Below are 26,113 nucleotides of genomic sequence, written 5' to 3'. Positions count from 1 at the left end.
GTTGTTCATAAGAAGTCCCTAGACAGGCTAGGGGCTTCTTTATTTGTGTCAAATTCCTAAAATCCGAAACTCTTCACAAAGCTAAGTATACCCCTGAGCAAGGTAGGCTTATGAATAATTGCTTTGTGAACGGTAGTAACTAACGTCTTCAATAACTAGTGAGTCATTGGGAAGCGCGACTCGCATGAAGTATGTAGCAAAGGCTTGGGAGAGGTGCTCTCTGTAGGGAGATAGCAGCCGGCCTGAACGTAAGTCCTTTTCTACAAGAGCATCGATTACAGTGCGCTTCACAGAAAAAGATGCACCTAATTCTACAACTTGGTAGTCGTTGAAACCAATAGATTCATCTTTGTTAAGTAAGTGGAAAGCTACATAGCTCCCTTTTCGAAGCTTGTCAAATTCACTCTTGACTATTTTGTCAGTGTTGCCACCAGCTTTTACAGCTGCTTGAAAGTCTTTAACCCTTGCTAGCCAATCTTTAAAAGAAAAGTAAGGGCAAAGCAACACTTTATCTGCTCCCTTTGAAGAAAGGTCACAGGATTGAGTTATTACTACCGCATTATAATATACAACGTCGATTTCGAAGTCACCCGTTCCGATTTCATCTAAATCTTCTGGTAAGGTCAATGTTGGGCACCCTGTAATAAAGTCACCTTGGAGCAGCCCTTGTTCTGCACCTATTCGTTCGTACCAAGCTCCATCCATGCTACTATTCGAACAGATTGTCGTGTTCGTAAGTCTGGTATGTTCCTAGGTCCTTAAAAGAAGGCTCTGCTTGTTTGATTGCCCTAACTCGAACTCTAGCTTTTCGTGTTTCAACAACAGGTGGGTCCATGCTAGGAGAATCACTGAAAGCAAACATTAATTTGTCTTCCTCCGTGTGTGGATAAGGTCCGTCAATCGATTCATTATGCTCATTGGCCACCTTCAATCCACGCACCAGCTTTTTAAACTGCTCCGATTGCGTAGTAGCAAGCATGGCTTGGTTCGTGGCTAGCATAATTGATTCGACGGAATTAGTCACTGGTACTGGCGTCGCACTTAATGATCTACCGGCCAACATACAGATTGCTAAGGTAGTTGAGCGCATTACCAACTGTAATGGTTTTGCAAGAGAGGCAGACGTCGCTGAAGGAGCAGTACGGTTCGAAGCAAATTGCCTGTCGTAAGCTCCAACTGCGATAATATCATCAATTGAATAAGCAAAATCAAATTCTTTCATAAATAATTACTGTTTTGAAGTGCTTGCTTCCCTTGCGTTCATACTCAGCATCGAAATCAATTCAGGGTTGATTGACCAAGTAAAGGCATTGAAGATTTCTACGTTGATTGCTGAGAACAAGTCATGCAATCCCGAAAACCTTTGGTCAACAGAAGAATCGAAAAGGTCAATGTCATACACAATTTGACGGGCGCCATCAGGTGCGAGTTCAGGCAAAATGCCATGCACTACATTGAGTGTGACGGTGCCATTAACGAATGTGCTGTTATGGACGGAGGAAAATAAGTAGTTAGAAGAAGGGATACCCACATCCTGCTGAGCTAATACAGGATTAAAGACAAGTTGCATTAGCCCGTCTAAACGCTGAGAGCCACTTTCGTCTTTGAAGTTTATAAGGTTGATTTTGCGGATGGCTACTCTATTTAGGAAGTCTAATCGAAGCAGACTTCCAACAGAATAGATAGTCCTTTCCAAATCTAAAAGTACCGTTTCGTAATTGACGTATTCTTCACCAAGAACAGTCAAAGACAATTCGTCATTCTTTAAAGTAAAGATTTTTTTAGAGTTGGAGCTTTGAAACTCAAGGGCTCTACCGCCTTGGCGGGCGCTGACAATAGGTGTTTTGTCAGCCATCTCTACCCTAAGCTCATTCAGGGATATTTCTTTGCTAATAGGGAATGAAGAAGCCAGTAATCCTTTAATCTCTTGGCTTTTACTCAGTACGTCTGCTTCTGGAAATTTAACCTGGAAAACAACCGTTTTAAGTAAGTTATGAGCGAATCTAAAATTTTCGGATCGAGGTGCTGGTGGAAAGCCGAACATGGGACTAATGGCAAAGATGATGCAGATTAAGAACCTATTCGTTGCAAGGCCACAGAAGTATTAGCAAGTAACAATATTTACTTGCCGCAGACAATTTCAACCTGTCATTGAGCGCGAAGGTAGTAGTTGAGAAGCAATAACAAGTTTTCAACCTGCAGGTGTATAAACTAGTACGTTAGTATTACACTGATGTTCTCTAGCGTAATAAGCTAGCCATACCTTTGATATTAAGTCTGACGAACTTCTGCTGTTGGCATTCTGAGCAGCTGTGCTTTCATCCAATTTAGGGCAAAGGCAGCAGGATATTTGAGGGAAGTTGCCATGATGGAATACCGAGTTTATTAGCTTATTAGGCTTTTATCCATGCGGGTTCGGCTACCGATGGCACAGATGCACCCCACACCCGGCCGATTGTAGCCCGCACCCGCTGCTCCATTAGGTTGATGAGCTCCCGGTTGGCCGCTACCAGCCTTTGCTCGGCTTCAATGGCGGCCACCAGCCGACGCTGGGTAGCCAAGTCGGGTAGAGAGATTTGAAGTTGCTTCAGAATGCCAGCACTTAGATTACTTTGGTTTCCTCCTCTATCCTCGCTCATTTGACGCAATTCGGTGTAACGTGAAGCAAGGACGTAGTAAAGGTAATTTGGTAATATCACTTCATCTTTAATCACAAAAGCTGCGCAAGCTTGGTTTATAGCGGCATCTATGCCTAAAATACCAACCCGACCACGCGTCACGCCTTGGCCGTACATAGCCATAAGGACCGTACCGGCGGGAAATATTCGTGCAGAGGAACTAGCCAATCCTTCAGCAGTTATAAATTCTTCCGCTTCATTGATGATAGAGAATTTAATCAATGAGGTAGTGACCCACGGAATCTGCCCATTCCAGTAAGCTTCCTTGTCCCGGCTCGGAGTTCCCCCTGATTTAACGCTGCACACTTCCCCTAACTCCACTACAGGCCAAGCGGCGTCCACAGCGATGCGGGGCTGGTATGCAGTCAGCACCTGTCGGGCACCGTCGATCACGCGTTGGTAGCCCGCGATTTCAGCAACGATTTCACGCTGCACCGTTATTGGCGGCAGGGGGATTTCAATTGACTTCAGTGCCCTCAATACAATGCGCCTTATTGCAACGCCAGTTTTATTGTCAATAGCAATATTGACGAATGTTGGCGCCGAGACAATAGCAAAGAGATACTCAGGAAGGATTATGTCTTCATCAGGTGACAAAATGGCTAGTGAGGATAATACTACAAATTCATTGTCCTCCTTTACCAAAGCAGCTTTACCAACAGTACCGTCTTTTGAAAACAAAATATCATTTCTCTTGGGACGGCATCCGCTCTTTACCAATAAGTTATAGTCACTGCTATTTATCCGTTTTGCATTTGCGAAGTCAATAACCCCAAGGGAAAGGTCACGCACTGTTACATATGGGTAACCAGCATCAGTTGTTTCGGGAGAAAAGTGAGAACCATCAGTAATTTTTTTGCAAACAGCTTCTAGCTCAACGAACGGGTAATCTGCAATTATTCGTTCGTTGACACGGTACCGTTCTCCGCTCAGATTCCAATCTCCATTTTCTCCGATGCGGGCTTTGCTCACGCGGTGCATTGCGTCCAACTCCGGCGTAGCAAAACCGAGGCCACTCACGCCGAGGTGCTGAAACCAAGCGCGCAGTTGGGCGGCGGCGGCAGGCAAGTCGGAACCGGTAGTTTCGCGGCGCTGCGCCCCGAGGCCAAAGCCGTCGTTCTGGATGCGGACGAAGAGCACTTCGTCGGTGCGCGTAGCCAGACGCTTGTCCAAGATGAGCACGCTGGTTTTCACGCCGCTGTAGGGCTGAAACACGCCCGCTGGGAAGCTCACTACCGCTACCAAGCTTTGCTTTACGAGCATCTTCCGCAGGGCACGATAAGCAGTGCCGCTTTGAAAAATAATGCCTTCGGGCACGATAATGGCCGCTCGGCCTTGGGGCGTGAGGTGTTCGGCGATGTAGTCCACAAACAGCACCTCAGAGCGGTTGGAGGGCATCGAAAACCGCTTGTGCGGCTTGATACCGCCCTTGGGTGACATGAAGGGCGGGTTGGCCAGAATTACGTCGAAGGTGTCGTTCCAGTGTGCCTCGCTGGTCAGCGTGTCGTATTCTTCCACGGCCGGGTTGGGAAAGCCGTGTAGGTAGAGGTTGGCCAGTGAGAGGCGCACCATGTCGGGCGAAATATCGTAGCCTTGGAAGTTGCGTACGAGACGCGCGCGCTCGTCGGGCGTGAGCCTATCCCCCGGGCGCTGCTTCTGGTTCTGGGCTAGAATGTGCTTGTAGGCCGAAATGAGGAAGCCGGCAGTGCCGCAGGCGGGGTCGAGCACGGTCTCATGCTTCTGAGGGTCGAGCACCTGCACTAAAAAATCAATTAGGTGGCGCGGGGTGCGGAACTGGCCTGCGTCGCCTTGCGCCCCTAACACCGACAGCAGGTACTCAAAAGCATCGCCGAGCCGCTCGGAGTGGTCGTAGCTGAAGGCGTTGATTTCCTTAAGGAAGGCCCGCAGGGTTTCAGGGTCGCGGTAGGGTAGATAAGCGTTTTTGAAGATGTCGCGGAACAGCGTGGGCACGCCGGGGTTCTCGTTCATCTTCGCAATGGCCTCTGAATAGAGGTTGAGCACGTCTTGTCCGCCCATACTGGGGGCCATGAGTTGCGCCCACCCAAAGCGGGCAAACGGCCCGGCAAAAAAAGTGCGCTTACCATTCAATTCCTCCGATTCGGCGTCCATGTCGTCCATGAACTTATAAATCAGAGCAATGGTAATCTGCTCCACCTGTGACTTAGGGTCGGGTATTTTACCCACCAGAATGTCACGGCAGGAATCTATTCGGCGTTTGGTTTCGAAATCGAGCACAGGAAAGCAAAAATTATAAAAGGCTATCAGCCAAAGGCTTACAAAAAGCGGTTCAGCGGCACGTAGTCCTTAATGTAAGTAGGAATGATGTTACGCCAGCCAGCCGGTACGACTTTGTAGTCGGCCATGCCGAAGCTGGGATTGGTGTTCAGGTCGGAGAGGTGACCGTCGGCCAAAATGGTGCGCAAGCGGCCGTCGGTAATGTAGGCTTTGAAGAAGTATTTCATGGCCACAATGTGCTCGGCATCAGCGGGCTTATAATCAAGTACAAACCGCTCAAACTCTTCTTCCAGCAATTCATCCTTTGATTTGAAGGATGGGATGTAGCCGAAGGCTTTTTCGAGCACCTCCCGCACGGTCAGGCGGCGGTCAATTCCTGTGGCGCGGCGCAGCTTTTCGAGGTTGAAATACTCTTGGGGTTTGTCGAAGAATGTCTTCACTAAATGCTCGCTCGCTTGCTCCCATTGTCCGGCTTCAACCTGCTGACGCAATTCTTTATCGGCCTTTACCTGGTCTTCAAATTTCTCGAAGAACATTCGGTCAATTTTCATTCCGTTTAGGCCAATGGACTGCTCTTCTAGCGTGCGTACCGCATCGGGGTCGGGATTATTATAAATGCTGGCTGGCTCCTGTCCGCCAAAGTTGGTGCCCAGGCCGGCACTGGTCGTGCGAACCGGCAGCTTCAGTACCTCGTCGTAGTTGAACTTCTCTTCGAAGTACTCGCAGTTGGCGAAAAAATCAAAGAGTTTGAACTGCGTTTTATTCGGCTCCCGCACGCGCTCCTTCTGATCTTGGTCGAACAACTGCTCCAGGAAGTTATGCTTGCGGGTGCCCCGGCCCTTGATTTGCACGAAATCAGAAGGGGAGAAAATAGGCCGCATCAGGGCTAGGTTTAGAATGTCGGGGCAGTCGTAGCCGGTTGTCATCATTCCGACTGTCACGCATACGCGGGCTTTACTGGTTCTGTATTCGGGCAGGAAGTTGGCGGTGCCGAGTAGCCGGTTGTTGGCGAAGTTGATGGTGTATTGCTGTGCACCCGTCACTAAGGAAGTCACCTGTACCGCGAAATCCGACTGATAACGGCCAGGAAACAGCTTGTCGGCTAACTCATTAAGCACCTGCGTCAGCTTGGCCGCGTGGGCTTGGCTCACCGCAAACACAATTGTTTTACCTATTTCGCCGCTCACCGGGTCGCGCAGGGCGTAGCGAAGCAGCGTCTCGCAGAAAACCTGATTAGTCGCTGAAGAAAAAAACTTCTTTTCAAAATCGCGTTGAAAATAAGTTTCCTTGTCAGCTTCGTCACCGACTTCCTTCACCGCCAGCACTGCGTATCCTTCATCGGAGAGTAACTGCGTTGTGATGTCTGTGCGGGCATCTACTACAACGGGATTTATCAGGAAGCCGTCTCGCACCCCATCCAGCAAAGAGTAGCGGAAGGTAGGTTGGCCCGATTCGCATCCAAAGGTGCGGTACGTGTCCAACATCAGCCGTCGCTCCAACTCGCGTGGATCGCGGGTAGTGGGCGCCGCCGCATCGAAGCGTTTGAGGTAGTCGCGGGGGGTGGCCGTCAGCCCAAGCTTGTAGCCAATAAAATATTCGAACACTGCCCGAGCATTACCGCCGATGGAGCGGTGGGCCTCATCCGAAATTACAAGGTCAAAGTCAGTGGGCGCGAACAGCCGTTGGTACTTACCATTGGATAGCAGTGACTGTACCGTTGTCACGACGATTTCGGCCTTGCGCCAATCGTCGCGCTGCTGTTTGTAGATAACCGTCTTATAATCAGGTTTGAGTAGCTTCTTGAATTCCCTATCGGCCTGTTCTTCCAGCTCCAGCCGGTCCACTAGAAATAGGACCCGCCGGGCATTCCCCGTCCGCAAAAACAACTTGATGATAGCTGCCGCTGTGAGCGTCTTACCCGTGCCGGTAGCCATCTCAAACAGAAAACGACTCTGGCCATGTTCTACGGCCTCTTGCAACTGTTGCACGGCACGTAACTGGTAGGGGCGCAGAAAGCGAAGGTTATTCTTCTCGATGAAAGCCGGGCGTTCCGCTTCTTTTTTCCAGCCGGCCTCGTTAGCATAGTTCGGCTGCTGGATTAAAGCGATGTAATTGGCATCTACGGCTTCATCTACCAGCTTCGTCGAGTTCGGCTCAAACTTCTTGTAGTCTCCTAGAGATTTAGGTCCTGGAAAGCGTGAAATGACATAAGGGTTGCCTTGGACTAAATCCCAGAAGTAGTGCAGGTTGCCATTGGAGAGCAACACAAAGCGGCAGTTTTGGGCCCGGGCATACTTACGCGCCTGTTCTTTACCGATAAGCGGATTTTTGTCTTCCGCCTTTGCTTCTAATACTATCAGCGGATCACTTTTCTCATCGAGTAGGAGAAAATCCACAAAGCCATTGGTAATGCTTTCGAAGTTGTCGCCCAACGCAGACACCCGGGCGGTCGTGAGCTTCACATTGGGCTCTAAAACAATGTTTGCCTTGCCCTCCGCACAGTCGAAGAACCGCCAGCCGGCTTCTTCGAGTAGTTTATTGATTTTAATGCGGGCGGTAGCTTCTTTGATAGCCATTATAATTTCTAAGCCCCAAAGTACGGCTATAAGGAAGCAGTATCACAACGCCCGTATTAGCTAAAGCACATAAGGGTTTGTTTAAACCAACGTTTAAACCAAAAACAAATCAGGCACTTAGTCGCAAGACTAAGTGCCTGATAATCAATGTGGGAGATGTAGGGTTCGAACCTACGACCCTCTGCTTGTAAGGCAGATGCTCTGAACCAGCTGAGCTAATCTCCCGTGGGGTATGTTCCGTTTGGGATTGCAAATATGGAGGGTGATTTCCGATTACGCAACAAAATGTGCGACCTTCGGTAAAGATTTTTTCTGCCGGAAGCGGCTAATCAAGTCCAACTCTTTCATTGCCAGAAAATTCGGTTGTTGGTGGGTCTGAAAAAAAAATTCGTTTACTCAGTTCTGGCCTTGGCGTTTGTGCTGGGTGGAGCCGCGGTGGGCATATGGTTGGGTCAAGATCAGATCATCGGGTTATTCGTGGAGCAAGTCAACCGCTATCTGCGCACGCCGGTGCGGGTTGGGAAAATTGAGTTGTCTTTGTTCGATCAGTTTCCGCGGGTATCTGTTACGTTGCGAGACGTAGTCGTGACGGGTTCGTTGCCGCAGGATACTATTCCGCTGGCGCGCGTCCGGGCTCTGTACTGCGCTTTCGACGCCTGGGACATCGTGGCCGGGCGGTACCGCATTCGCTCCGTAACTGTTGTGGATGGCACCGTGCAGGTTCGCCTCAACACCCAGGCAGTGCCCAATTACGACGTCATTCGTTACGACACAACCAGCACCAGCGAACAGCCTTTTGCGCTTGATCTGGAGAGGATTCGCGTAAAAAATGTGGCCGTAGTGTATGCTGATGCGTCTCGGCAGCAGCGCTATACGGTGCAGGCCCAAGACCTGCGAGCCGCTCTGGCAGTAACAGACACGCGCATCGACATCCAGGCTGAAGGAGCCACGCATGTGCAAGCCATCGAACTGGGAAACGATGCCTATTTTCGAGATAAAGAACTGAAAATCAATACGAGATTGGCAATTGACCGGCTGGGCCAGCGGGTAGCCATTGAGCCATCTGATTTGCAGGTGGGCCAAGCGACCTACCGGGTAAAAGGCAAAGTAGGCTACGCGGCCGAAACCGATCTGGACCTGCGCCTGGACGGCAAAAACACGGATGTGCAGTCTGTTATATCGCTACTGCCTCCGCGCATGGCTCGCCACCTAAGCGCGTACCGCAGCCAAGGCGACGTATATTTTGGGGGAACGGTGCGCGGGTTGCTCTCCTCGCGCCACAATCCGCGCCTTGACTTTCGGTTTGGCTGCCGCGATGCGTCCTTCTATCACCCCGAGTTCAAGCAAACCGTCGAGCACGTATTTCTGACGGGCAGCTTCGACAACGGTGCGCAGAACAACGTGCGAACGGCAGTGCTGGCGCTGCAGAATGTGCGCGGCAAGCTTCAGGGCCGCGATTTTAGCGGCAGCCTGCGCTACGCAAACTTTCAGGACCCCACTGTCAACCTTGATCTACGGGCCGATCTCGATGTGGCGCGGGCCTTGCGGTTCTACCCGCTGGCTTCGGTGCGGTCGGCAAGCGGCGACGCCCAGCTGGCGATTCAGTTGACCGGTAACCTGCGCGAGTTCCGGGCCCACCCAGCGACTGCCAGCGTGCAGTCGGCGGGAGAAGTAGTGCTGCGCAACGTGAGCCTGCGCCTGCGCGACCTAAATCAGCCTTTTACCGGCCTGACGGGCAATTTTACGCTTCGGCGCAACGACATAGCCGTGAGCGGTTTCAGCGGTCATCTGGGGCGTTCGGACTTTCAGGCTAATGGGCTGCTGCGCAATGCATTAGCGTGGCTACTGCTGCCGCGACAACAACTCTTGATCGAGGCAAAAATTGCTTCTAACCTTCTTGACTTCGACCAGCTTCTACGGGGGCAATCGTCGACGGCGACTACGACGGCGGCCGGGCGGGCCGGAAGCGGCGGCGAATACGAGTTTCATGTGCAGCCTGATCTGGCGCTTAGCATCAACGCGGCGGTGCGCCATGTGCGTTTTCGCCGCTTTCGGGGGCGGGCGTTGCATGGCACAATTCAGCTGCGAAATCAGGTTATTTCCTCGCCTTCGCTGAGCATTGCTGCGGCCGGTGGGCAGGCCAGCGTGCGCGGGACAATTGATGCCCGGCAGCCCAACCTGATCAAGGTTAGCACCACGGCTTCGTGCACGCAACTGCCGCTCGATAGCTTGTTTTATGTGTTTGAAGACTTTGGGCAGAACTTCATCACAGCCAAGCACTTGCGTGGCGCGCTCACCGCTACGGTCGAGTCGGATGTGTACTTAGATCGGCGGCTGAATCCGCTCACAGATCGCCTGGAAGCCGAGGTGCGGGCCACCGTGCGCAACGGCGAACTTAATAACTTCGAGCCGCTGCAAAAGCTCTCGATGGTGGCCAGCAAGGCGCAACTGCGGCACCTGCGATTCGCTGAGCTGACCAATAATTTCTACATCCAAAGCCGCACAGTGTACCTGCCCGACATGGACATTCGCTCCAACGTGCGCACGGCCTCGCTGATCCGGGTGACCGGCACGCACACCTTCGACCAGCAAATGGATTATCACCTGTCTATTCCGCTGTTGCCGGGTGTGCTGCACCGGCCGGGAAACGCGGGTGCGGCGCCTACTGGTCCTACCATCCTGCTGGCCATTCAGGGTGACGAAGACAACTTTAGCGTGCGCTACGACCGGGCCAGAGCACAAGCCAATCGCGGTGGTGCTATGCCTGCCCGCACTAAAAGCACGATCGGCGATGTGGCCCGGCCCGATAATGCCAGCGCGGACGCTTCGGCGGCAGCGCCTGCCGCAGTGCCGGCTTCCGCACCCAAACCTTTCGAGCTCAAAAAGCCGGTCAAAAAACCAGCCCAGCCTCAGACCGGGGAATACTTTGACTTCTAAGTTTATTTAAGTATTTGATTATCAATAATTTGTATCTTAACAATTTCTTTGTAAGTTCTTTCTAGCTGTCGAGGTTGAGGCATGGGAAAGTGTCCCTGCGGGCGGTAATTGGGTATTTGCGTCGGGCGTGCAAGTTTATTGGCGCTGCTTTTCAACCTAATCGCGGAGTTATCGTTAAGGGCAAGACGGTTTTCTCACTAAAGCCCTCCCTTTTGCCATGAACGATACCCAACTACTGCAAAATTATTCCGACCAGGAAAAAGCAGCGTACCTGAGCGTCATTGCCAGCTTGGCTTCGGCCGACCGCGAGGCTTCGGCCCCCGAAGTAGAATTTCTGCAGCAATTAGCCCACACTGCCGGCCTGTCGGGTGGGGCAACGCAGCAAGTACTGGCTGCCGCTAAAGATTCGAGCAACGAAAGCATCAAGCAAAACCTGGATGCGCTGAAAAGCAGCGACCTGCGTTTTTCGCTGGTCACCGACCTGATCAGCTTTGCGCGTGCCGACGGAGCTTACTCCAACGATGAAGAAGCGATGGTCAACAAGATCTCGGCTTACCTCGGCATCAACCAAGAGCAAAAGCAAGCCCTGGAAACAGTCGTAGACCAAGCGGCCTCGGTGCCACACGATCCGAATGATCCTGGCAAACAAGGCTTTCTGAACAGCATTGGCAGCAAGCTCGACAGCGTAGGCATTCCAAAAGGTGCACTGATGGCGGGTCTGCTCGGCGTTGTCGCCCCGATGGTGATTTCGCGTGTGATGGGCGGCGGTCGCAGCTCCGGCGGCTTGGGCGGCATGATGGGCGGCAGCGGCTCAATGGGCGGCTTGCTTGGCGGTGCCATGGGCAGCGCAACCGGGGGCGGCAGCATGGGCGGTTTGCTCGGCGGCCTGCTCGGTGGTGGTTTGCTGAGCAGCGTATTGGGCGGTGGCGGACAGTCTTCAGGACAGTACAGCGACCTGCCTGCACAGGGCTCGCACGTTGGTAGCGGCGGCTTAGGCTCGCTTACTTCCATCTTGGGCGGCTTGGGCGGTCAGCCTAACTCGGCCCCTCGCAGCGCCGGTGGCGGTGGCCTAGGTAGCCTGCTGGGCGGCGGAATGGGCTCCCTACTGGGGGGCTTGCTTGGCCGTTAATTAATTAAAATACAAGTATTTGTCTATCAAAAGAGCCCGCTATACCAGCGGGCTCTTTTGGTTTAGGGGGAATGGTAGGGCAACCGGTAGAAACTAAATCAGGGGCTGTGCTGGCGACTGCAAGCCGCGCAAACGATCCGGTTCGGTTAGCTGCACTACGGTGGTCGCCGTGTTGGTAAAGCTGCCGCCGTGCTGCTCCACAAGCTCTACCAGGCGGTAGTTGAGTTCTTCTTTGACGTCGAGGTATTCGTCGTAGCTGTTGGTTTCGACGAAATACTGCACCGTCACTTCTTTGGCCGTGGGAGTCAGGGCGGCAAACTTGATCTGGACTTCGTCGGTGGTGAGCGGATGTTCGCGAATGACCCGCTGGGCATCGGTCACGATACGACGGAGCTGGTCGCTGGTCGTGAAGTGACTCAGGGCTAACGTAAAGCTGACGCGCCGCGACGTGCGTAGCGAAAGGTTGTCTAAGGGCTTGTCAATCATCGACTTATTGGGCACCGTGACGTAGCTTTTCTCAGCCGTGCGCAGGCGTGTGCTCCGAAAGCCTACTTTTTCCACGGTGCCCGTCACCCCGCCGACTGTAACAAGGTCACCGACCGCAAACGGCTGATCTAGGAAGATGGTGAACGACGCGATCAGGTTTTCCAGACTTTCCTTAGCGGCAAACGCGACGGCCAAACCGCCGATGCCCAAACCACCGATCAGGGCCGTAACGTTGACGCTAAATACCTGCCCCAAAATCACCAGAAAGGCCATCACCAGCACCAACACCTTCAGCAAGTCTTTGGCAAACGGCACAAGCTGGTCGTTGAGGCGCGAAGGCGAAAGCTCGGCCCGGCGCCGAAACACAAGCACCGCAAAGTCGATCAGGCGCAGTACAATCCAGGCCACGCCCGTGATAAAACCAAGTTGGTAGACCCGAAACGCCAGCAGCTTCGGCCACGGCTCGTCGTGCGACAGCTCGGAAGGGCGCACGGGGTAATCCAAAATGTTAAAAGCGAAGTAGATGGTTATCAGGAAGATAACTACGGCAATAGGCTGCATCAGCAAGGCGCTGAACTCGGCAACGTTCACGCCCTCCGACTTCTGGCTTACAAAGCGAAACAGCAGCTTGGTCAGCAGGCGCGAAACCAGATTCTTGAAGCCATAACCCAGCAGCAGAATAAGGGCGCACAGCAAATACGCTTGCACGTCATTCCCCAGAAAGCGTTGGTGCAGGATGTCGTTGAAATTCATAGCAGTAAGAGCGCGTTGCGCGCCCATCGTTGTGTAGTAGGGGTTATCTAGCACCGCGCACGCGCCGACAAGTGCCCATAAAAATCCCTACACTAATTCGCGTAGGGCCATCTCAAACGATTTTTGGGCAACGCCAGTGCGGCTATTGCCCTGTTGGCGAGTACGTTCCAAGGCGCGCCGGATGATTCGGGAGGTATCGCCGAAAATGGCTTTGTCGGTGATTTCGGCGTTGGTTTCCATCAGATACGCAAACACGCGGGCCATGCCGCAGTTAGCGATAAAATCGGGAATGACGGTGGTGTGTTGGTCGGCGTATTCGCCCGTGGGGCCGAAGAAGATTTCGGGGTCGGCAAAGGGGACGTTAGCGCCGCACGAAATGACTTCCAAGCCACCGCTGAGCAGTTGCTCAATCTGATCGCGCGTGACGAGACGAGAAGCGGCCGCCGGAATAAAAATCTCCGCGCCGGAAGACCAAATCTGTTGGTCAATTTCTGAGAAAGACAGCAACTCATTGCTAGTCAAGTTGTTGCCATTGCGGCCCAGAAACAGCGCCCGAATCTCGTCGAGCGAAAAGCCATCCGGCCTCAACAGCCCGCCGACCCGGTCGATGATGCCCGTGATGCGGGCGCCCTGCAAGGCCAAATAGTAAGCAGCGGCCGCGCCCACGTTGCCCCATCCCTGAATAATGGCCCGCTTGCCGCGCACGTCGCCGCTGCCCCACAGCTCGTAGTAATGCCGCACGGCTTCGGCCACGCCGTAGCCCGTAATGAGGTCCGCGACTGTGTATTTGCGGCTCAGGTCGGGCGTAAATTGCGCGTCTTCAATCACTTTCACTACGCCTTGGCGCAGTTGCCCCAGCTTCTGAATCTTCTGGGGTTCGGTGGCGCGGTAGTGCCCGTTCACGATGCCTTCCTGCGGGTGCCACAGGCCGTAGTCTTCAGTAATCGGGATTACGTCGTGAATTTCGTCCACGTTCAGGTCGCCGCCGGTGCCGTAATAGCTTTTGAGCAGCGGAATAACGGCTCGATACCAGCGCTCAAGCACGCCGCGTTTGCGCGGGTCCAGCGGGTCGAAGTTAATGCCCGACTTGGCGCCCCCAATTGCCGGCCCCGAAACAGTGAATTTTACCTCCATGGTTTTGGCCAGGCTCTCTACTTCGCGCTTGTCGAGGCCTTTGCGCATGCGCGTACCGCCGCCGGCTGCCCCGCCGCGTAGAGAGTTAATGACCACCCAGCCTTCGGCCTCAGTTTCAGCATCCTTCCATTCGAAGACGATTTCCGGACGTTTATTTTCAAATTTTGCCAGCAGGTTTTTCATACTAATTGGGTGGGAAGGAGAGTGCATCAGAATTTGTGCTAAAGGTACGCACAATGCCCGAAGCGCAGGATTTTCGGCGTAGGGATGGGATTATCCTTAGATAAAAAGGACATAATATCATACAACTTCTCCCCCTAAAGTCAAATCTTTTCGTAAGCGTTTGCGTTCGATAGGAACTTTGCAGGAGCTAAATATCGTATTAACGATATCCCTCCCATACCAGCTTTTTTTTCACTGTTGCACTTCTGTATGAAACCTTTGCTTTCGCGCGTAGAATCCAAGAAAGTAGATAAGGCTGCCGCAATGCTCAAGGTGCTCGCTCATCCCAAGCGCCTTGCTATTGTAGACTTGCTGGGCAAGGAAGACAAAATGACCGTAACGGAGATCTATCGTTCGTTAGATTTGCCTCAGGCCATTGCTTCCCAGCACCTCATTACCCTGAAAGACCGCGGCATTCTGTCGTCGTTCAAGGTGGGCACCAAAATCTATTATTCGCTCTCCATTCCCAAGCTGCTCGACGTGATCGACTCACTCGAAGACTGCTGCGACACGCTGTAGTACAGCTGCGCTTAAAACACACACCTGCTGAACGAAAAAAGGACCGCCAACCGACGGTCCTTTTGCGTTTTTAAGCCTTTTTGCTCGCCCTTAGTGCGCCGATTCGGCCTGGCGCTCCAGATCAAACAAGTCGGTGAGCAAGTCAATGAGCTGATCGGCTTCGCCGCGTTTGCAAGCGGCTTTGAGCTGCAACACGGGCTGCTTCAACACCTTCTGCATCAGGGACTTCGTTACTTCGTCCATGCGCTTGGCTTCTTCCGGCGACATTTTCTTCTGGAAGCGGTCCATCTCTTCTTGACGGATGCTTTCCAGCGCATTTTTGAGCTTTTGAATCGTGGGCGACACCATCATCTCCTTGGTCCAGTCGGCCAAGCCTATGATGCTTTCGGCAATAATAGCGCGCACGTGCGGCACGGCGGCCAGGCGACGCTCCAAAGCTTCGCTGGCGCGGCTCTGAATGGCGTCGATGTTGTAGACGAGTACGCCCGGCACGGCTTCTACGTCGCTTTCGATGCTGCGCGGCACCGACAAGTCGATGAAGAATTTGTAGCTCAGCACATCGAGGTGCTCAACCATTTCGCGGGTAAAGAAAGGCGTGTCGCTGGCAATGGAAGTAATGACCACATCAGCTTCTTTCATGCCTTGTACAAGATTCTCAAAATCAAGTACTTGTACACCGCATTCTTCGGCTAGCGCTTTGGCTTTGGCGCGGGTGCGGTTGCAGATAGTAACGTTTGAGAAGGATTTGCTGTCGCCGAGGTGGCGGCAAACATCGGCCCCGATTTCGCCTAGGCCTACTACCAGCACGCGCGGGTTGGCTACGTCGGTCGTAAGTTCTTCTACCAACTCCAAGGCGGCGTAGGCAGTAGAAGCGGCTCCATCTCGGAACGAGGTTTCCTGCTGCACGCGCTTGTTGGTGAAGAACACCGTGTGCATGATGCGGTGCAGAAACGGGCCCGCCGCATCAGCATCGGCCGACCACTGGTAGGCCATCTTCACCTGATTGCTAATCTGCAGATCGCCAACGACTTGCGCGTCGAGGCCCATCGCTACCTCAAACAGGTGCTGAACGGACTCTTGGTACGTGTCGAGGATGTCGAAATAGGCGTAATGCGCACTGATGTCGGCTAGGCCTTTCAACTGGCTCAGCGCCTCAATAATTGCGGGGCTCTGGTCACGGTCGGCGGCGTAGTATACTTCCGTCCGGTTGCAGGTACTTAGCACGAGCAGGTCCGAAAGGCCCAGATCGTGGTGCAGGGTGTGTAGGAAGCGGCGACAGGCGGCCTCGTCCAAAGCGATAAGCTCCCGAATTTCGAGCGGGGCTTTCTTGAAGGAGAGGCTGACGGCCTTGAAGGGATGAAGCATAGCAGGGCTACGACGAATTCAGATTGTAGAGTGCAAAATTACAGCACAAATCGGTAGGGTAAAAACAGCCGTTACCCACTAGAGGTTCGCCGGTATTTTATTCTCGCTGAGAATGCCCTTTTACGCGCTGAAAGGGCGTTCAGGAGAGTTGAGATCTGACAAAAATCATTATTTAAACTCTTGCTATATAGGCGCATGTCGGTGCTTTCGACACGGAAAAACCATCTCTGTCGTGCTTACGAAAGAAAGACCCGGCCCGGATGTGCAGTGTGCGGCTTTCTTACTGGGCTGCTCCCGCGTCTGCGTTGAACCCAAGTGACTACCTTCGTCGTTGAGGCAACCGATGCCGTTCTGTTCTGCTGGCATCCCGTTCATGATTTCACCGAGTATCCCGTCTTTCATCCCGGTTCACGACCAGAAATCCCGCATCAAGCTGCTGATTATTGTCGGGGCGTGCCTCATTGCGGCGGCTACGGTCGTGTACACCAACATTCTGGTGCAGCGCCTTTCGGAGCGCGAAAAACACGCGATCGATCTGTATGCCAAGGCCCAGCGCTACCTCATCAACACGGAGCAGGAGTCGGACATCCGGTTTATCTACGACGAAATTATCTCGGCCAACACCACCATTCCCGTTATCCTGACGGGTAGCGAAGGCGATATCCAAGGGGCTGAGAATGTGAACATTCCGCCGGGCCTGTCGGAGAAGGAAACCATCAGGTTTTTGCGCGGCGAAATCGAGGAGATGAAAAGCCAGCACCCGCCCATTGTGGTGGAGCTGGGAGCGGGGCTACGTACCTACATCTACTACAAAGACTCGCTGTTGCTCACGCAGTTGCGGTTTTATCCGCTGGTGCAACTAGCCATTATTGCCTGCCTGGGTGTAATCGCGTATTTCGCGTTCAGCTACTCGCGCCGGGCCGAGCAAAACCGGGTGTGGGTGGGTCTGGCGAAAGAAACGGCTCACCAGCTGGGCACGCCGCTGTCCAGCCTGATGGCGTGGCATTCGTACCTGAAAGAAACAGAACGCTTTAAGGATGAGCCGATTATCGAGGAGCTAGGCAAGGACGTAAAGCGGCTCGAAATCATTACGGAGCGCTTTTCCAACATTGGTTCGGTACCGGTACTCAAGGACGAGAACATTCTGCAGGTCACCAAAAACGCCATCGCCTACCTGCAAAGCCGCGTTTCGAAGAAAGTGACCATCGAAATCAAGACCGACTTGCCCACCGACACGCCGGCCAAAGTCAACATTCCGCTCTTCGATTGGGTGGTGGAAAACATCTGCAAAAACGCCATCGACGCCATGGATGGCAAGGGCAGTATTACGCTGCACCTGCGCCGGCCGGTCCGCAACAAAACCCAGATTGCCATCGACATCACCGATACGGGCAAGGGCATTCCGAAGAGCAAGCTGGAAAGCGTATTCCAGCCGGGTTACACCACCAAAAAGCGCGGCTGGGGCCTGGGGCTGGCGTTGGCCAAACGTATTATTGAGAACTACCACCAAGGGCGCCTTTTCGTGAAGTGGTCGGAGGTAGGAAAAGGGACTACTTTTCGCATTTTGCTAAACTCTTGATTAGCAATATGTTATTGTAGGGTGGTAATAGCCTCTACCGCTTTTTGCTGTTGCTTGCTCTCCTTGCGGTTGGTGATCTCAACGTAGCTTGTGCCGGTTACGGGTTTGCCATTGTGGGTGCCCGTAACGCGGCACATCCCTTCCCAATAATGCATCTTGATGCCCGGCAACAGCTTGATTCCCAGTTCTTGGTCGGGTACGAGCGGCTCAATGGTCAGCTCATATCCTTGCTTCGGGACGCGGACGCGCCACTTGGCCGGGTAGCGTTGCTTGGAGTGCGGACTCGTCCAGTAAGCGAGCGTTTCGAGTTGAAAATCCTCTTGGCTCAGGTGTATATTCTCGGAGCGAGCCGAGTTGTGCGAACCGCCGCCGATGCTTTGGCCCGTGGCGCGGTTGTAAAGTGTATAAAGCATCAAATCGGAGCGGGGCTCGTCGAGTTGGATGGAAAACCAATCCCAGCCGGTGTCCTTGGCCATCACGGAGTTACAGTTCCATTGGCGGTCATACCACAGCTCACCTTCCACGTTGCGGACTTTGCCGTCTATCTCCAGGGTGCCCGTAGTGGCAAGGCGCGGATAGCTGTAGTAGCCAGCTTTGGCAAGGCCACCGTAGTTTTCGAAGCCCGTGCCAGCGTGCAGCAAAATGGGCTTAGCCGGCTTGGTCTGTAAATTAATAGCCGAGCCGGCGTGGGCGGCCATGCGCGCCTGCAAATGATACGTGCCTTCTTGCCCCGTGAGCTGCCAGTCTTGTGCCTGCTTTTGGATGCTCAGGTCGATGGGCAAGGTAGCCGGAAGCACGCCCGGCAGCTTGCTGACTTTGTAGTCGTAGCGAAACTGCTGGGTTTGCGGATCGGTGAGGGCAAAGTTTACCATCTGCCAATCCTGCTTGCCGTTGGGGTTGAAATGGAAAAACACATACTCCACTCCGTAGAGTTTGCCCGATTCTTTATCCTTTAGATGCCCCGTGAAGTACCACCATTCCAGCGAGTTACGCAGGTGTGGCGCTTCTTCCTGCGGTAACTGCGCCAACTCCGTAAAAACATCAAACTTGTTGGTAGGCTTAAGGGCACAAGCAGTGGTCAGGAAAAGCGTAAGGGCAAAGAGCAGCAAATTCTTCATACCCCGACAAAAGGCATTTCGGGGGCAAAAGGTTTGGAGCTACTGTAATCTAGCTACTTAAGAACAGCAATAGAGATGGCGCGACCTTATGGTGGTAGCATTCTCAAACCCAATTTAGGGGCAAGACATTTCTTCAACGTCTGAACGCATAGCGAATGCGGCTCCAAAGCACCCGCGGGTGCCAAGGCCAGGGCTTGCGAAGATCAGTAATAACCACTTCGCCTAATAACGGGGTAGTGTCAACAGTAAGGGGAACTATCAAAGGCTGGTTCAAGAGCTTACTGGCAGGAATTTCTTGCCGTACGTAGCCAACACATGCAAAAACAACAAGCAACTTGTTAATTTTTGGGTGTAGCAGTTCAGTTGGGACTATGAGTTCGAACGTGCCATCGGCGCCGGAAGCAACGCCGATTTGCGTGCCTTTCAGCAGGACCGTGACGCCGGGCAACGGCTGGTTTTCCTGCTGGTCGATGACGCGACCCCGAAGCACGATCGGCTCTTTGGTAAGCAGCGGCACTGAGTTCGAGTCAGTTTTGGTTGCCGGAACGCGCTGTTCTACTGGCGCTTGCTCGTGCACAGCGGCGGGCATTGTTTCTCGCAATCCCCAGGTTACTGCCGCAGCAGCCAACCACGTCTGCCAGCGCATCGACGGTGCAGTAACAGGTTGCTGCAAAGGGCGGTTTAGTTGCCGATCGGTGAAGCGTCCACAGACCGAGTCGCTACTTTGGCTTATGAGGTTAATTATTTCATAATCAGATAATTGAGTAAAATCAATGACGATCTTTTGGCACGCCGCACAATGACGCCCTTGCTGTGCGGGTGTCATCTGGTGCCAACTTTCGTGGCAGGGCTGCGGAACGGATAAAGTGACGGGGCGCGGCATAGGAATAAGGCAAGAGCGAAACCTACTCGGTAGATGCCAGCCGTTTCGGGATTCCATACGGGACGCAGAGATTTTTTAAGAAAAGCAGCCTCGCTGCATTATTCTGTATCTTTTGCCCCTTAAACTTCTGCTCTCTCACTACCTGAAATGCGCCCTTCCGCTTTATTTCGCCGCAAAAGCCTTTCTGCCCTTCTCCAAAATCCGCCGGCCGACGAAGACCTACACGGCTCGCACCCCGGCGAACACGGTCTGGAGCGGCACCTCACCGTCCGCGACCTAACAGCGTTGGGCATCGCCGCCGTAATCGGGGCCGGTATCTTCAGTACCATCGGCAACGCCTCACACGACGGAGGCCCGGCCGTGTCGCTGCTGTTTGTATTTACGGCGGTGGCCTGCGCCTTTTCGGCGCTGTGTTACGCGCAGTTTGCCGCTACCATTCCGGTTAGCGGCTCGGCCTATACCTATGCCTATGCATCGTTTGGGGAGCTGGCGGCCTGGATTATTGGTTGGGCCCTGATCATGGAATATGCCGTTGGCAACATCGTGGTGGCCATTTCGTGGTCCGATTATTTCACGGGCCTCATGGACGGCATCGGGGTGCACATTCCGGCTTACCTGACCATGGGCACCCAAAGCGCCTATGCTGGCTACCACGCCGTGCTGGACCTGATGATGGGTGGCAAACCGCTAACCAGTGCCACGCCGGCCCAGCTCGAAGCCTATAAGGTTTGGAATACGGCACCCGTGTTGTTCGGCGATGCGCGTCTGGTTTGCGATCTGCCCGCGTTTTGCATTACCGTTTTGGTGACAGCGCTGGTGTACATCGGGATCAAAGAATCGAAGACAGCGTCCAACTTGCTGGTGTTGTTGAAGTTAACTGTAGTGGCCGTTGTAATTGGCGTGGGCGTTTTTTACGTCAAAACGGCCAACTGGACGCCCTTTGCGCCCAACGGCATCGGGGGCGTATTGAAAGGCGTGTCGGCGGTATTCTTCGCCTACATCGGCTTCGACGCCATCAGCACTACGGCCGAAGAATGCAAAAACCCACAGCGTGACTTGCCCCGCGCCATGATTTATGCGCTTGTAATCTGTACCGTTCTGTATGTAATTATTACTCTGGTGCTTACGGGCATGGTGAGTTACACCGAGCTGGGCGTCGGCGACCCGTTGTCGTTTGTGTTCAAGAAGGTTGGTGTCGATTGGCTGGCGGGCGTGGTGGCCGTGAGCGCCGTGTTTGCCATGACCTCCGTGCTGCTGGTATTCCAGATCGGCCAGCCGCGTATCTGGCTGACTATGAGCCGCGACGGCTTGCTGCCCAAAGTGTTTGCGCGGGTGCATCCGCGCTTTCATACGCCTTCGTTCAGCACCATTGTTACCGGCTTGTTTGTGGGCATTCCGGCCCTGCTGCTCAACATGGACCTGGTCATCGACCTGACCAGCATCGGTACGCTGTTCGCTTTTGCGCTGGTGTGCGGCGGCATTCTCATCATCGATCCGCGCGGCACTTCCAATGCCCGTTTCAAAGTGCCGTACGTCAACGGCCAGTTTCTGGTCGCGCTGATTCTGATTGTAATCGGGGGCTTGGTTTTATCGTATAACAGATTCGCTGTCAATGAGTTCTGGCGCACCATGGCCGGCGAAGGCGGTTACGATCAGTTCCGGCACGAAATCCCGATGACGGTATTTTTGCTGTTCTGCGTGGGCCTGTCGGTAATATCTTACCTGCGCCGTTTGTCGTTATTACCGGTGCTGGGTCTGCTCACCAACCTGTATCTGATGACGCAGCTAGGCATCAGCAACTGGATGCTGTTTGGCGGCTGGCTCATCATCGGTCTGGCCTTGTATTTCAGCTACGGCATCAAGAATAGCAAGCTGAATCAGGAGCCGGCCAGTGCCGTTGTATAGCGCGAACTTGTTTTGTAATATGTAGTAAATCAGTGAATTAGGTGATATGCTAAACAGTCGTGTTTTCCTCTGTGGCATATTGCCTTTTCTCTGGTTGACCACACGGGCCGCCCACGCGCAGCAAGATCCGCAGGCGTTCTATCAGGCCACCATGCAGGCACGCGTCACCGGCGACTTTGTGCGCTACCGCGATGGGCTACGCCAAATGCTAGGCGACAACGGCACGCAGCCCTTTTTACTCTACAAACTGGCCGGTGCTTATGCCCTGCTAGGCGACACAGCCGCGGCCCGCACAACGCTTCTGAAGCTGGTACAACAGGGCGTCAGCTATCCGCTGGCCCAGGACGCCGACTTTGCCAGTCTGCACGCAAGCCCGGCGTATCCGGCTCTGATACAGCAATTTGCCGGCAACCGTGCTGTGGTCGGCAACAGCACCGTGGCGTTTACGGTGCCGCAGCCCGACCTGATTCCGGAAGGCCTAGCATACGATCCGCGGCGGGGCGATTTTTACCTCAGCAGCATCTATAGGCACAAAGTGGTGCGCATCGACAAAAGCGGCCAAGCGCACGACTTCACCACTGATGCACAGGATGGTTTGGGCGGTACGCTGGGCATGAAAGTCGATAGTCGTCGCAAACGCCTGTGGGTGTGCTCGTTGGCCGGGCCAGAAGCCGCCCCCGCCGAGCAAGGCCGTACGGCTCTCTACCAATACAAGCTCCGCAACGGCCGGCTTGTGCGGCGTTACGAGCCGGAAAAAAGCCGCAATAGCCATTTGTTCAACGACTTAGTCATCGGACCAAAGGGCGAAGTGTACGTCACTGACAGCCGCGCCGGTACGGTGTACCGCCTCAAGAAGCGTGGCAAAGTGTTAGAGCCGTGGCTACCCGCCGAAACCCTTGTGTACCCCAACGGCATCAGCCTGTCGGCGGATAGTAGACGTGTATACGTGGCTGATTTTCGGGGAATTACAGCCATCGACGTAGCCACCGGTACCATAAAGGCTCTCTGGACGCCCGAGGGACTTTCGACGGGAGGCGTCGATGGCCTTTATACCTACGGTAACTCGCTGATCGCCATTCAGAACCAAAATCCAGAGCGGGTCGTGCAGTTTCTGCTCAGCCCCAACGGCGATACTGTGCAAACTCAGCAGGTGTTGGAAGCCAACCGCCCCGAATACCGCATTCCGACCACCGGCACGCTCCACGGCAACGAGTTTTGGTACATCGCCAATAGCCAGCTGCGAGCCATCGACGAGCGCGGAAAACTGCGTCGCAATACCGAGTTGCTTAACCCAACTGTTTTGCGCTTGAAATTACCAGTAAAGCCCTGATTGCTAGGCTATTTGGCGCGGTTAATGATAAAAACACCCGCCAAAATAATGACCATACCCAGACAATGCATGAGGTTGATGGTCTCGCCATCCAATAGGCCCCAGCCCAGCGCCACAATGGGCACCAGATAGGTATTGGAGCTGGCAAACAGCGCCGTTGACTCGCGTATCAACTTGTTGAACAGCACCATAGCCACCGCCGTGCTCATGGTGGCCAGCAAAGCGATGTAGCCAAAAGCCGCCCAAGCACCCGGTACCGTGGCTAGTTTGTGCACAAAATCGGTGAAGCCCAGCAGGTAAATCAAGGCCGGCCCGCCAATAAGCATAAGCAGCAAACTCGTCACGGCGATTGAGGTCATGCCCTGAAAATGGTGCTTGATCACGTTGACGCTCAGGCCATACCCCAGCGTTGCCAGCACGATGTAAAGGCCATACCACGCGTTGCCAATGCCCGTTGGCGTGGCCTCGCCGCCGCTACCGCCCAGCCCCATCAACACAACCGTACCCAGCAGCCCCGCTCCGATGCCCAAGGCCCGCAAAGGCGTGATGCGCTGCCCGAAAAACAGGGCGCCCATCAGCAACGTGAACACCACCGTCAGGGCGTTGAGCACGCCGGCCAGGCCCGACGCGAGCTTGGTTTCGGCATATGCGAAAAGGAAAGCCGGAATAAACGTACCGACTACGCCACTGAGCAACAGATACTTAAATCGGCTGCGCTCGACGCGGCGAACATGACGTAGTGCAAACGGCAGCAGAAGCAGTGCCGCCACGCTCACTCGCGTTGCACCCAGTTCCAACGGCGAAAACACCTCCAAGCCCTTCTTCATCAGAATGAAAGAAGTACCCCAGATGCAAGCCAGAATAATCAGCAGTACCCAAGCCGTGAGTGGCGCGCCGTGGGGCGTAGTCACTGTGGGCGACGCAGGCGCAGTGGCAACAGCGGGCGCAGTAGGGGTGGAGGGCATTGAGGGGAAAGCTGAAGAAGTAATTTGATAACCGTCTGGGAGCCGGAGCGTAGGCTCCCAGACGGTTTCATGGTTGAGCTTGTGTAGGAGCGATAGTGTGAGGCGAGCAACGCCTACCCAACCATCATCGGCTCAGCGGCAGCGATTTCTTCCAGAATGGCCTGCACTTCGTCTACCGAATCGGTTTCGACGAGGCGCATCCGCCACTGCTTCGCGCCTTCTAACCCTCTGAAATACTGCGCGTAATGGCGACGCATTTCAAAGATGCCCACGCGGTCACCTTTCCATTCGATGCTCTTTTCGAAGTGCATGCGGCACATGGCTACGCGCTCTTCCACCGTGGGCGGGGCGAGCAGTTCGCCGGTGGCAACGTAATGCTTGATCTCGCGGAAAATCCAGGGGTAGCCGATGCTGGCACGCCCGATCATGACCCCATCGACGCCGTAGCGGTTTTTATATTCCAAGGCCTTCTGTGGCGAGTCGATGTCGCCGTTGCCGAAGATGGGAATCTTGATGCGCGGATTTTCCTTGATTTTGGCGATCAGGCGCCAATCGGCGTCGCCCTTGTACATCTGCACGCGGGTGCGGCCGTGTACGGTAAGTGCTTCAATGCCAATGTCTTGTAAGCGCTCGGCGACTTCTGTAACGTTGAGCGTACTTTCGTCCCAGCCGAGGCGCGTTTTTACCGTCACGGGCAAATGCGTGGCCTTTACCACGGCCGACGTCATCTCAACCATTTTCGGAACGTCGCGCAGCAAGGCGGCACCGGCGCCTCGGCAAGCGACTTGCTTTACCGGACATCCGTAGTTGATGTCGATCAGGTCGGGACCGGCGGCAGTACTGATGCGGGCGCATTCGCCCATCGTATCGACGTCAGAACCAAATAGTTGGATGCCGATGGGGCGCTCGTAATCGAATACGTCGAGCTTCTTTTTGCTCTTGGCCGCGTCACGAATCAGGCCTTCTGAAGAAATAAACTCGGTGTACATCAGGTCGGCGCCGTTGGCTTTGCACACGGCCCGAAACGGTGGGTCCGACACGTCCTCCATGGGGGCGAGCAAAAGCGGAAAATCGGGCAGGGCAAGATCGCGGATGTGTACCACAGGGAAGACGGTTACAGGAATTTGCGCAAATTTACGACACTTCTAGGTTGTCGTATAACTTGTCGTAACCACCCCTCCCCGATGAAAGGTTTCACTACCGACCGAATGCACCCGTTGCTCAACCTGTTGTTGCTCGTCGGACTGATCGCAGCGGGCATGAGTGTGGGCATGTTTGTCGCCTTGGCAATATCAGGTGCCGCTTATGGCGTGTCGTTCAGCACGTTGCCGGTGGTGCTCTCAAATCCGTCGCATTATTCTTACGGCTGGTCGGTGCTGATGCTGATGCAAGGGCTATCGTTGCTGCTGGGTTTTGGGGGCGGTGCTGTAGGAGTCGCCTTGGTCAATAAGCAGGCGCCGGTGCCGTACTTCGCGCCGCGCCGACCGGCCCCGTTTTGGTGGTTATTGGCTGCCATGGCGCTCATTCTGGTGAGCATACCGGCCTTATCGGCGCTGGTGGCCTGGAATGCGGGCGTGCACCTGCCCACTACATTTCAGTGGCTAGAACAAAAAGCCCGGGCCTCGGAAGACCAAGCACAAGGGCTTACTACCTTCCTGACGCAGTTCACCACAGCCACCCGTTTCTGGGTGGCGATGCTCGTGGTGGCCGTGATTCCGGCCATTGCCGAAGAGCTGACCTTCCGCGGCATTGTGCAGCGTCAGATCATACGGTTTACGGGCTCTATGCACTGGGGCGTGTGGCTGTCGGCAATCATTTTTAGCGCCGTGCACATGCAGTTTTTTGGGTTTGTGCCGCGGGTGGTGCTGGGCGTGCTGCTGGGCTATTTGTATGCCTGGAGCGGCAATATTTTGGTGCCGATGGCCGCGCATTTTGCCCAAAACGCCTTGCAGCTAATCATGCTGTATTACCAGCAGCACAACTGGACTACTACCCTCGACCCCGATTCCACCGAGGCCATGCCGTGGCCTTACATGCTGGTGTCGTTGGGGCTCACGGCCGGCCTGATAATTGTGTTGCAGCGGCGGTTTGCCGTCCCTATTGCGCCGCCCACCGAAATGCACACGCTCAGCAGCAAAGGAGTAGCCGCCATCGATCTGGAGGTGGCGGGGGCCCGCGGCCGGACGATCAACAGCAAAGGAATCGATACAAGCCGCGAAACCGCGGGTTTGTAAATAATTGATTATCAATAAATTATATAAAGGCTTTGCCCACTTCT

Annotated in this window: 19 protein-coding genes and 1 tRNA gene; 7 read left to right on the top strand and 13 right to left on the bottom strand. The window is 54.2% G+C overall.

What is annotated here, in order from left to right; genetic code table 11:
• Positions 1-108 precede the first annotated feature (108 nt).
• The 6 genes from H9I52_RS18415 to H9I52_RS18390 form a co-directional block, all read right to left on the bottom strand.
• On the bottom strand, positions 109-705 hold the full coding sequence (locus H9I52_RS18415; RefSeq protein ID WP_187455081.1) for a hypothetical protein: 597 nt from the start codon (positions 703-705) through the stop codon (positions 109-111).
• Between the two features lie 4 nt (positions 706-709).
• Entirely contained in the window at positions 710-1,222 is a 513-nt protein-coding gene (locus H9I52_RS18410) for a hypothetical protein (protein ID WP_187455080.1), read from the bottom strand.
• Positions 1,223-1,228: 6 nt separating this feature from the next.
• Positions 1,229-2,044 carry a TIGR04255 family protein gene (locus H9I52_RS18405; RefSeq protein WP_187455079.1) on the bottom strand — a complete coding sequence of 272 codons (816 nt, stop codon included), beginning with the start codon at positions 2,042-2,044 and terminating at the stop codon, positions 1,229-1,231.
• 349 nt (positions 2,045-2,393) lie between these two features.
• Entirely contained in the window at positions 2,394-4,817 is a 2,424-nt protein-coding gene (locus H9I52_RS18400) for an N-6 DNA methylase (RefSeq protein ID WP_222940558.1), read from the bottom strand.
• Between the two features lie 155 nt (positions 4,818-4,972).
• Positions 4,973-7,510, bottom strand: a complete 2,538-nt coding sequence (locus H9I52_RS18395) for a DEAD/DEAH box helicase family protein (RefSeq protein ID WP_187455077.1) — start codon at positions 7,508-7,510, stop codon at positions 4,973-4,975.
• Between the two features lie 150 nt (positions 7,511-7,660).
• Positions 7,661-7,735, bottom strand: a tRNA-Val gene (locus tag H9I52_RS18390).
• Positions 7,736-7,879: 144 nt separating this feature from the next.
• Here H9I52_RS18390 and H9I52_RS18385 point away from each other — a divergent pair.
• Entirely contained in the window at positions 7,880-10,447 is a 2,568-nt protein-coding gene (locus tag H9I52_RS18385) for an AsmA-like C-terminal region-containing protein (RefSeq protein WP_187455076.1), read from the top strand.
• A 217-nt stretch (positions 10,448-10,664) separates the two neighbouring features.
• Positions 10,665-11,576: a TerB family tellurite resistance protein gene (locus tag H9I52_RS18380; RefSeq protein WP_187455075.1), complete on the top strand. Its 912-nt coding sequence runs from the start codon at positions 10,665-10,667 to the stop codon at positions 11,574-11,576.
• Positions 11,577-11,669: 93 nt separating this feature from the next.
• Here the strand turns inward: H9I52_RS18380 and H9I52_RS18375 are convergent, their stop codons facing one another.
• Together H9I52_RS18375 and H9I52_RS18370 are read right to left on the bottom strand one after the other, a co-directional pair.
• A complete protein-coding gene (locus tag H9I52_RS18375) occupies positions 11,670-12,815 on the bottom strand; it encodes a mechanosensitive ion channel family protein (RefSeq protein ID WP_187455074.1) in 1,146 nt (381 codons plus the stop codon).
• Between the two features lie 87 nt (positions 12,816-12,902).
• The gene (locus tag H9I52_RS18370) at positions 12,903-14,132 is read right to left on the bottom strand and encodes a Glu/Leu/Phe/Val dehydrogenase dimerization domain-containing protein (RefSeq protein ID WP_187455073.1); all 1,230 of its coding nucleotides are present in this window, start codon (positions 14,130-14,132) and stop codon (positions 12,903-12,905) included.
• Between the two features lie 249 nt (positions 14,133-14,381).
• Between H9I52_RS18370 and H9I52_RS18365 the strand changes: the two genes are divergently transcribed.
• Entirely contained in the window at positions 14,382-14,690 is a 309-nt protein-coding gene (locus tag H9I52_RS18365; protein WP_086594744.1) for an ArsR/SmtB family transcription factor, read from the top strand.
• A gap of 90 nt (positions 14,691-14,780) precedes the next feature.
• Here the strand turns inward: H9I52_RS18365 and hemA are convergent, their stop codons facing one another.
• Positions 14,781-16,055 (bottom strand): glutamyl-tRNA reductase, encoded by a 1,275-nt coding sequence (hemA, locus tag H9I52_RS18360; RefSeq protein WP_187455072.1) that lies wholly within the window; start codon positions 16,053-16,055, stop codon positions 14,781-14,783.
• Positions 16,056-16,428: 373 nt separating this feature from the next.
• On the opposite strand from hemA, the gene H9I52_RS18355 reads away from it, so the two are divergent.
• Positions 16,429-17,634: a sensor histidine kinase gene (locus H9I52_RS18355; protein WP_165699331.1), complete on the top strand. Its 1,206-nt coding sequence runs from the start codon at positions 16,429-16,431 to the stop codon at positions 17,632-17,634.
• 11 nt (positions 17,635-17,645) lie between these two features.
• Here the strand turns inward: H9I52_RS18355 and H9I52_RS18350 are convergent, their stop codons facing one another.
• Both H9I52_RS18350 and H9I52_RS18345 read right to left on the bottom strand, forming a co-directional pair.
• On the bottom strand, positions 17,646-18,752 hold the full coding sequence (locus H9I52_RS18350; protein ID WP_187455070.1) for a lipocalin family protein: 1,107 nt from the start codon (positions 18,750-18,752) through the stop codon (positions 17,646-17,648).
• A gap of 133 nt (positions 18,753-18,885) precedes the next feature.
• On the bottom strand, positions 18,886-19,635 hold the full coding sequence (locus tag H9I52_RS18345) for a carboxypeptidase-like regulatory domain-containing protein (RefSeq protein WP_187455069.1): 750 nt from the start codon (positions 19,633-19,635) through the stop codon (positions 18,886-18,888).
• Between the two features lie 147 nt (positions 19,636-19,782).
• Between H9I52_RS18345 and H9I52_RS18340 the strand changes: the two genes are divergently transcribed.
• Both H9I52_RS18340 and H9I52_RS18335 read left to right on the top strand, forming a co-directional pair.
• Entirely contained in the window at positions 19,783-21,540 is a 1,758-nt protein-coding gene (locus H9I52_RS18340; RefSeq protein ID WP_187455068.1) for an amino acid permease, read from the top strand.
• Between the two features lie 79 nt (positions 21,541-21,619).
• Positions 21,620-22,870 (top strand): SMP-30/gluconolactonase/LRE family protein, encoded by a 1,251-nt coding sequence (locus H9I52_RS18335; protein ID WP_187455067.1) that lies wholly within the window; start codon positions 21,620-21,622, stop codon positions 22,868-22,870.
• Between the two features lie 8 nt (positions 22,871-22,878).
• On the opposite strand, the gene H9I52_RS18330 is transcribed toward H9I52_RS18335, so the two are convergent.
• Positions 22,879-23,835, bottom strand: coding sequence for a DMT family transporter (locus tag H9I52_RS18330; protein ID WP_187455066.1), 957 nt, complete (start codon positions 23,833-23,835; stop codon positions 22,879-22,881).
• A gap of 113 nt (positions 23,836-23,948) precedes the next feature.
• Entirely contained in the window at positions 23,949-24,938 is a 990-nt protein-coding gene (gene dusB / locus H9I52_RS18325; protein WP_187455065.1) for a tRNA dihydrouridine synthase DusB, read from the bottom strand.
• 81 nt (positions 24,939-25,019) lie between these two features.
• Here dusB and H9I52_RS18320 point away from each other — a divergent pair, with 81 nt between their 5' ends.
• Complete coding sequence (locus tag H9I52_RS18320) at positions 25,020-26,069, top strand: CPBP family intramembrane glutamic endopeptidase (protein ID WP_187455064.1); 1,050 nt, start codon at positions 25,020-25,022, stop codon at positions 26,067-26,069.
• Positions 26,070-26,113: the final 44 nt, after the last annotated feature.

Origin of the sequence: Hymenobacter sp. BT491 (genome assembly GCF_014349165.1) — a bacterium.
Lineage (GTDB): Bacteria > Bacteroidota > Bacteroidia > Cytophagales > Hymenobacteraceae > Hymenobacter > Hymenobacter jejuensis.
Note: the sequence above shows the minus strand (reverse complement) of the source record. Positions and strands in the feature narration are given on the sequence as shown.

Bases quoted from the DNA above. Each gene is read 5' to 3' on its own strand.
- H9I52_RS18350 (WP_187455070.1), bottom strand. From the start codon at position 18,752: ATGAAGAATTTGCTGCTCTTTGCCCTTACGCTTTTCCTGACCACTGCT.
- H9I52_RS18330 (WP_187455066.1), bottom strand. From the start codon at position 23,835: ATGCCCTCCACCCCTACTGCGCCCGCTGTTGCCACTGCGCCTGCGTCG.
- H9I52_RS18370 (WP_187455073.1), bottom strand. From the start codon at position 14,132: ATGAAAAACCTGCTGGCAAAATTTGAAAATAAACGTCCGGAAATCGTC.
- H9I52_RS18365 (WP_086594744.1), top strand. From the start codon at position 14,382: ATGAAACCTTTGCTTTCGCGCGTAGAATCCAAGAAAGTAGATAAGGCT.
- H9I52_RS18395 (WP_187455077.1), bottom strand. From the start codon at position 7,510: ATGGCTATCAAAGAAGCTACCGCCCGCATTAAAATCAATAAACTACTC.
- H9I52_RS18380 (WP_187455075.1), top strand. From the start codon at position 10,665: ATGAACGATACCCAACTACTGCAAAATTATTCCGACCAGGAAAAAGCA.
- H9I52_RS18405 (WP_187455079.1), bottom strand. From the start codon at position 2,044: ATGTTCGGCTTTCCACCAGCACCTCGATCCGAAAATTTTAGATTCGCT.
- H9I52_RS18320 (WP_187455064.1), top strand. From the start codon at position 25,020: ATGAAAGGTTTCACTACCGACCGAATGCACCCGTTGCTCAACCTGTTG.
- H9I52_RS18340 (WP_187455068.1), top strand. From the start codon at position 19,783: ATGCGCCCTTCCGCTTTATTTCGCCGCAAAAGCCTTTCTGCCCTTCTC.
- H9I52_RS18345 (WP_187455069.1), bottom strand. From the start codon at position 19,635: ATGCCGCGCCCCGTCACTTTATCCGTTCCGCAGCCCTGCCACGAAAGT.
- H9I52_RS18355 (WP_165699331.1), top strand. From the start codon at position 16,429: ATGATTTCACCGAGTATCCCGTCTTTCATCCCGGTTCACGACCAGAAA.
- H9I52_RS18410 (WP_187455080.1), bottom strand. From the start codon at position 1,222: ATGAAAGAATTTGATTTTGCTTATTCAATTGATGATATTATCGCAGTT.
- hemA (WP_187455072.1), bottom strand. From the start codon at position 16,055: ATGCTTCATCCCTTCAAGGCCGTCAGCCTCTCCTTCAAGAAAGCCCCG.
- H9I52_RS18400 (WP_222940558.1), bottom strand. From the start codon at position 4,817: ATGGACGACATGGACGCCGAATCGGAGGAATTGAATGGTAAGCGCACT.
- H9I52_RS18415 (WP_187455081.1), bottom strand. From the start codon at position 705: ATGGATGGAGCTTGGTACGAACGAATAGGTGCAGAACAAGGGCTGCTC.
- H9I52_RS18375 (WP_187455074.1), bottom strand. From the start codon at position 12,815: ATGAATTTCAACGACATCCTGCACCAACGCTTTCTGGGGAATGACGTG.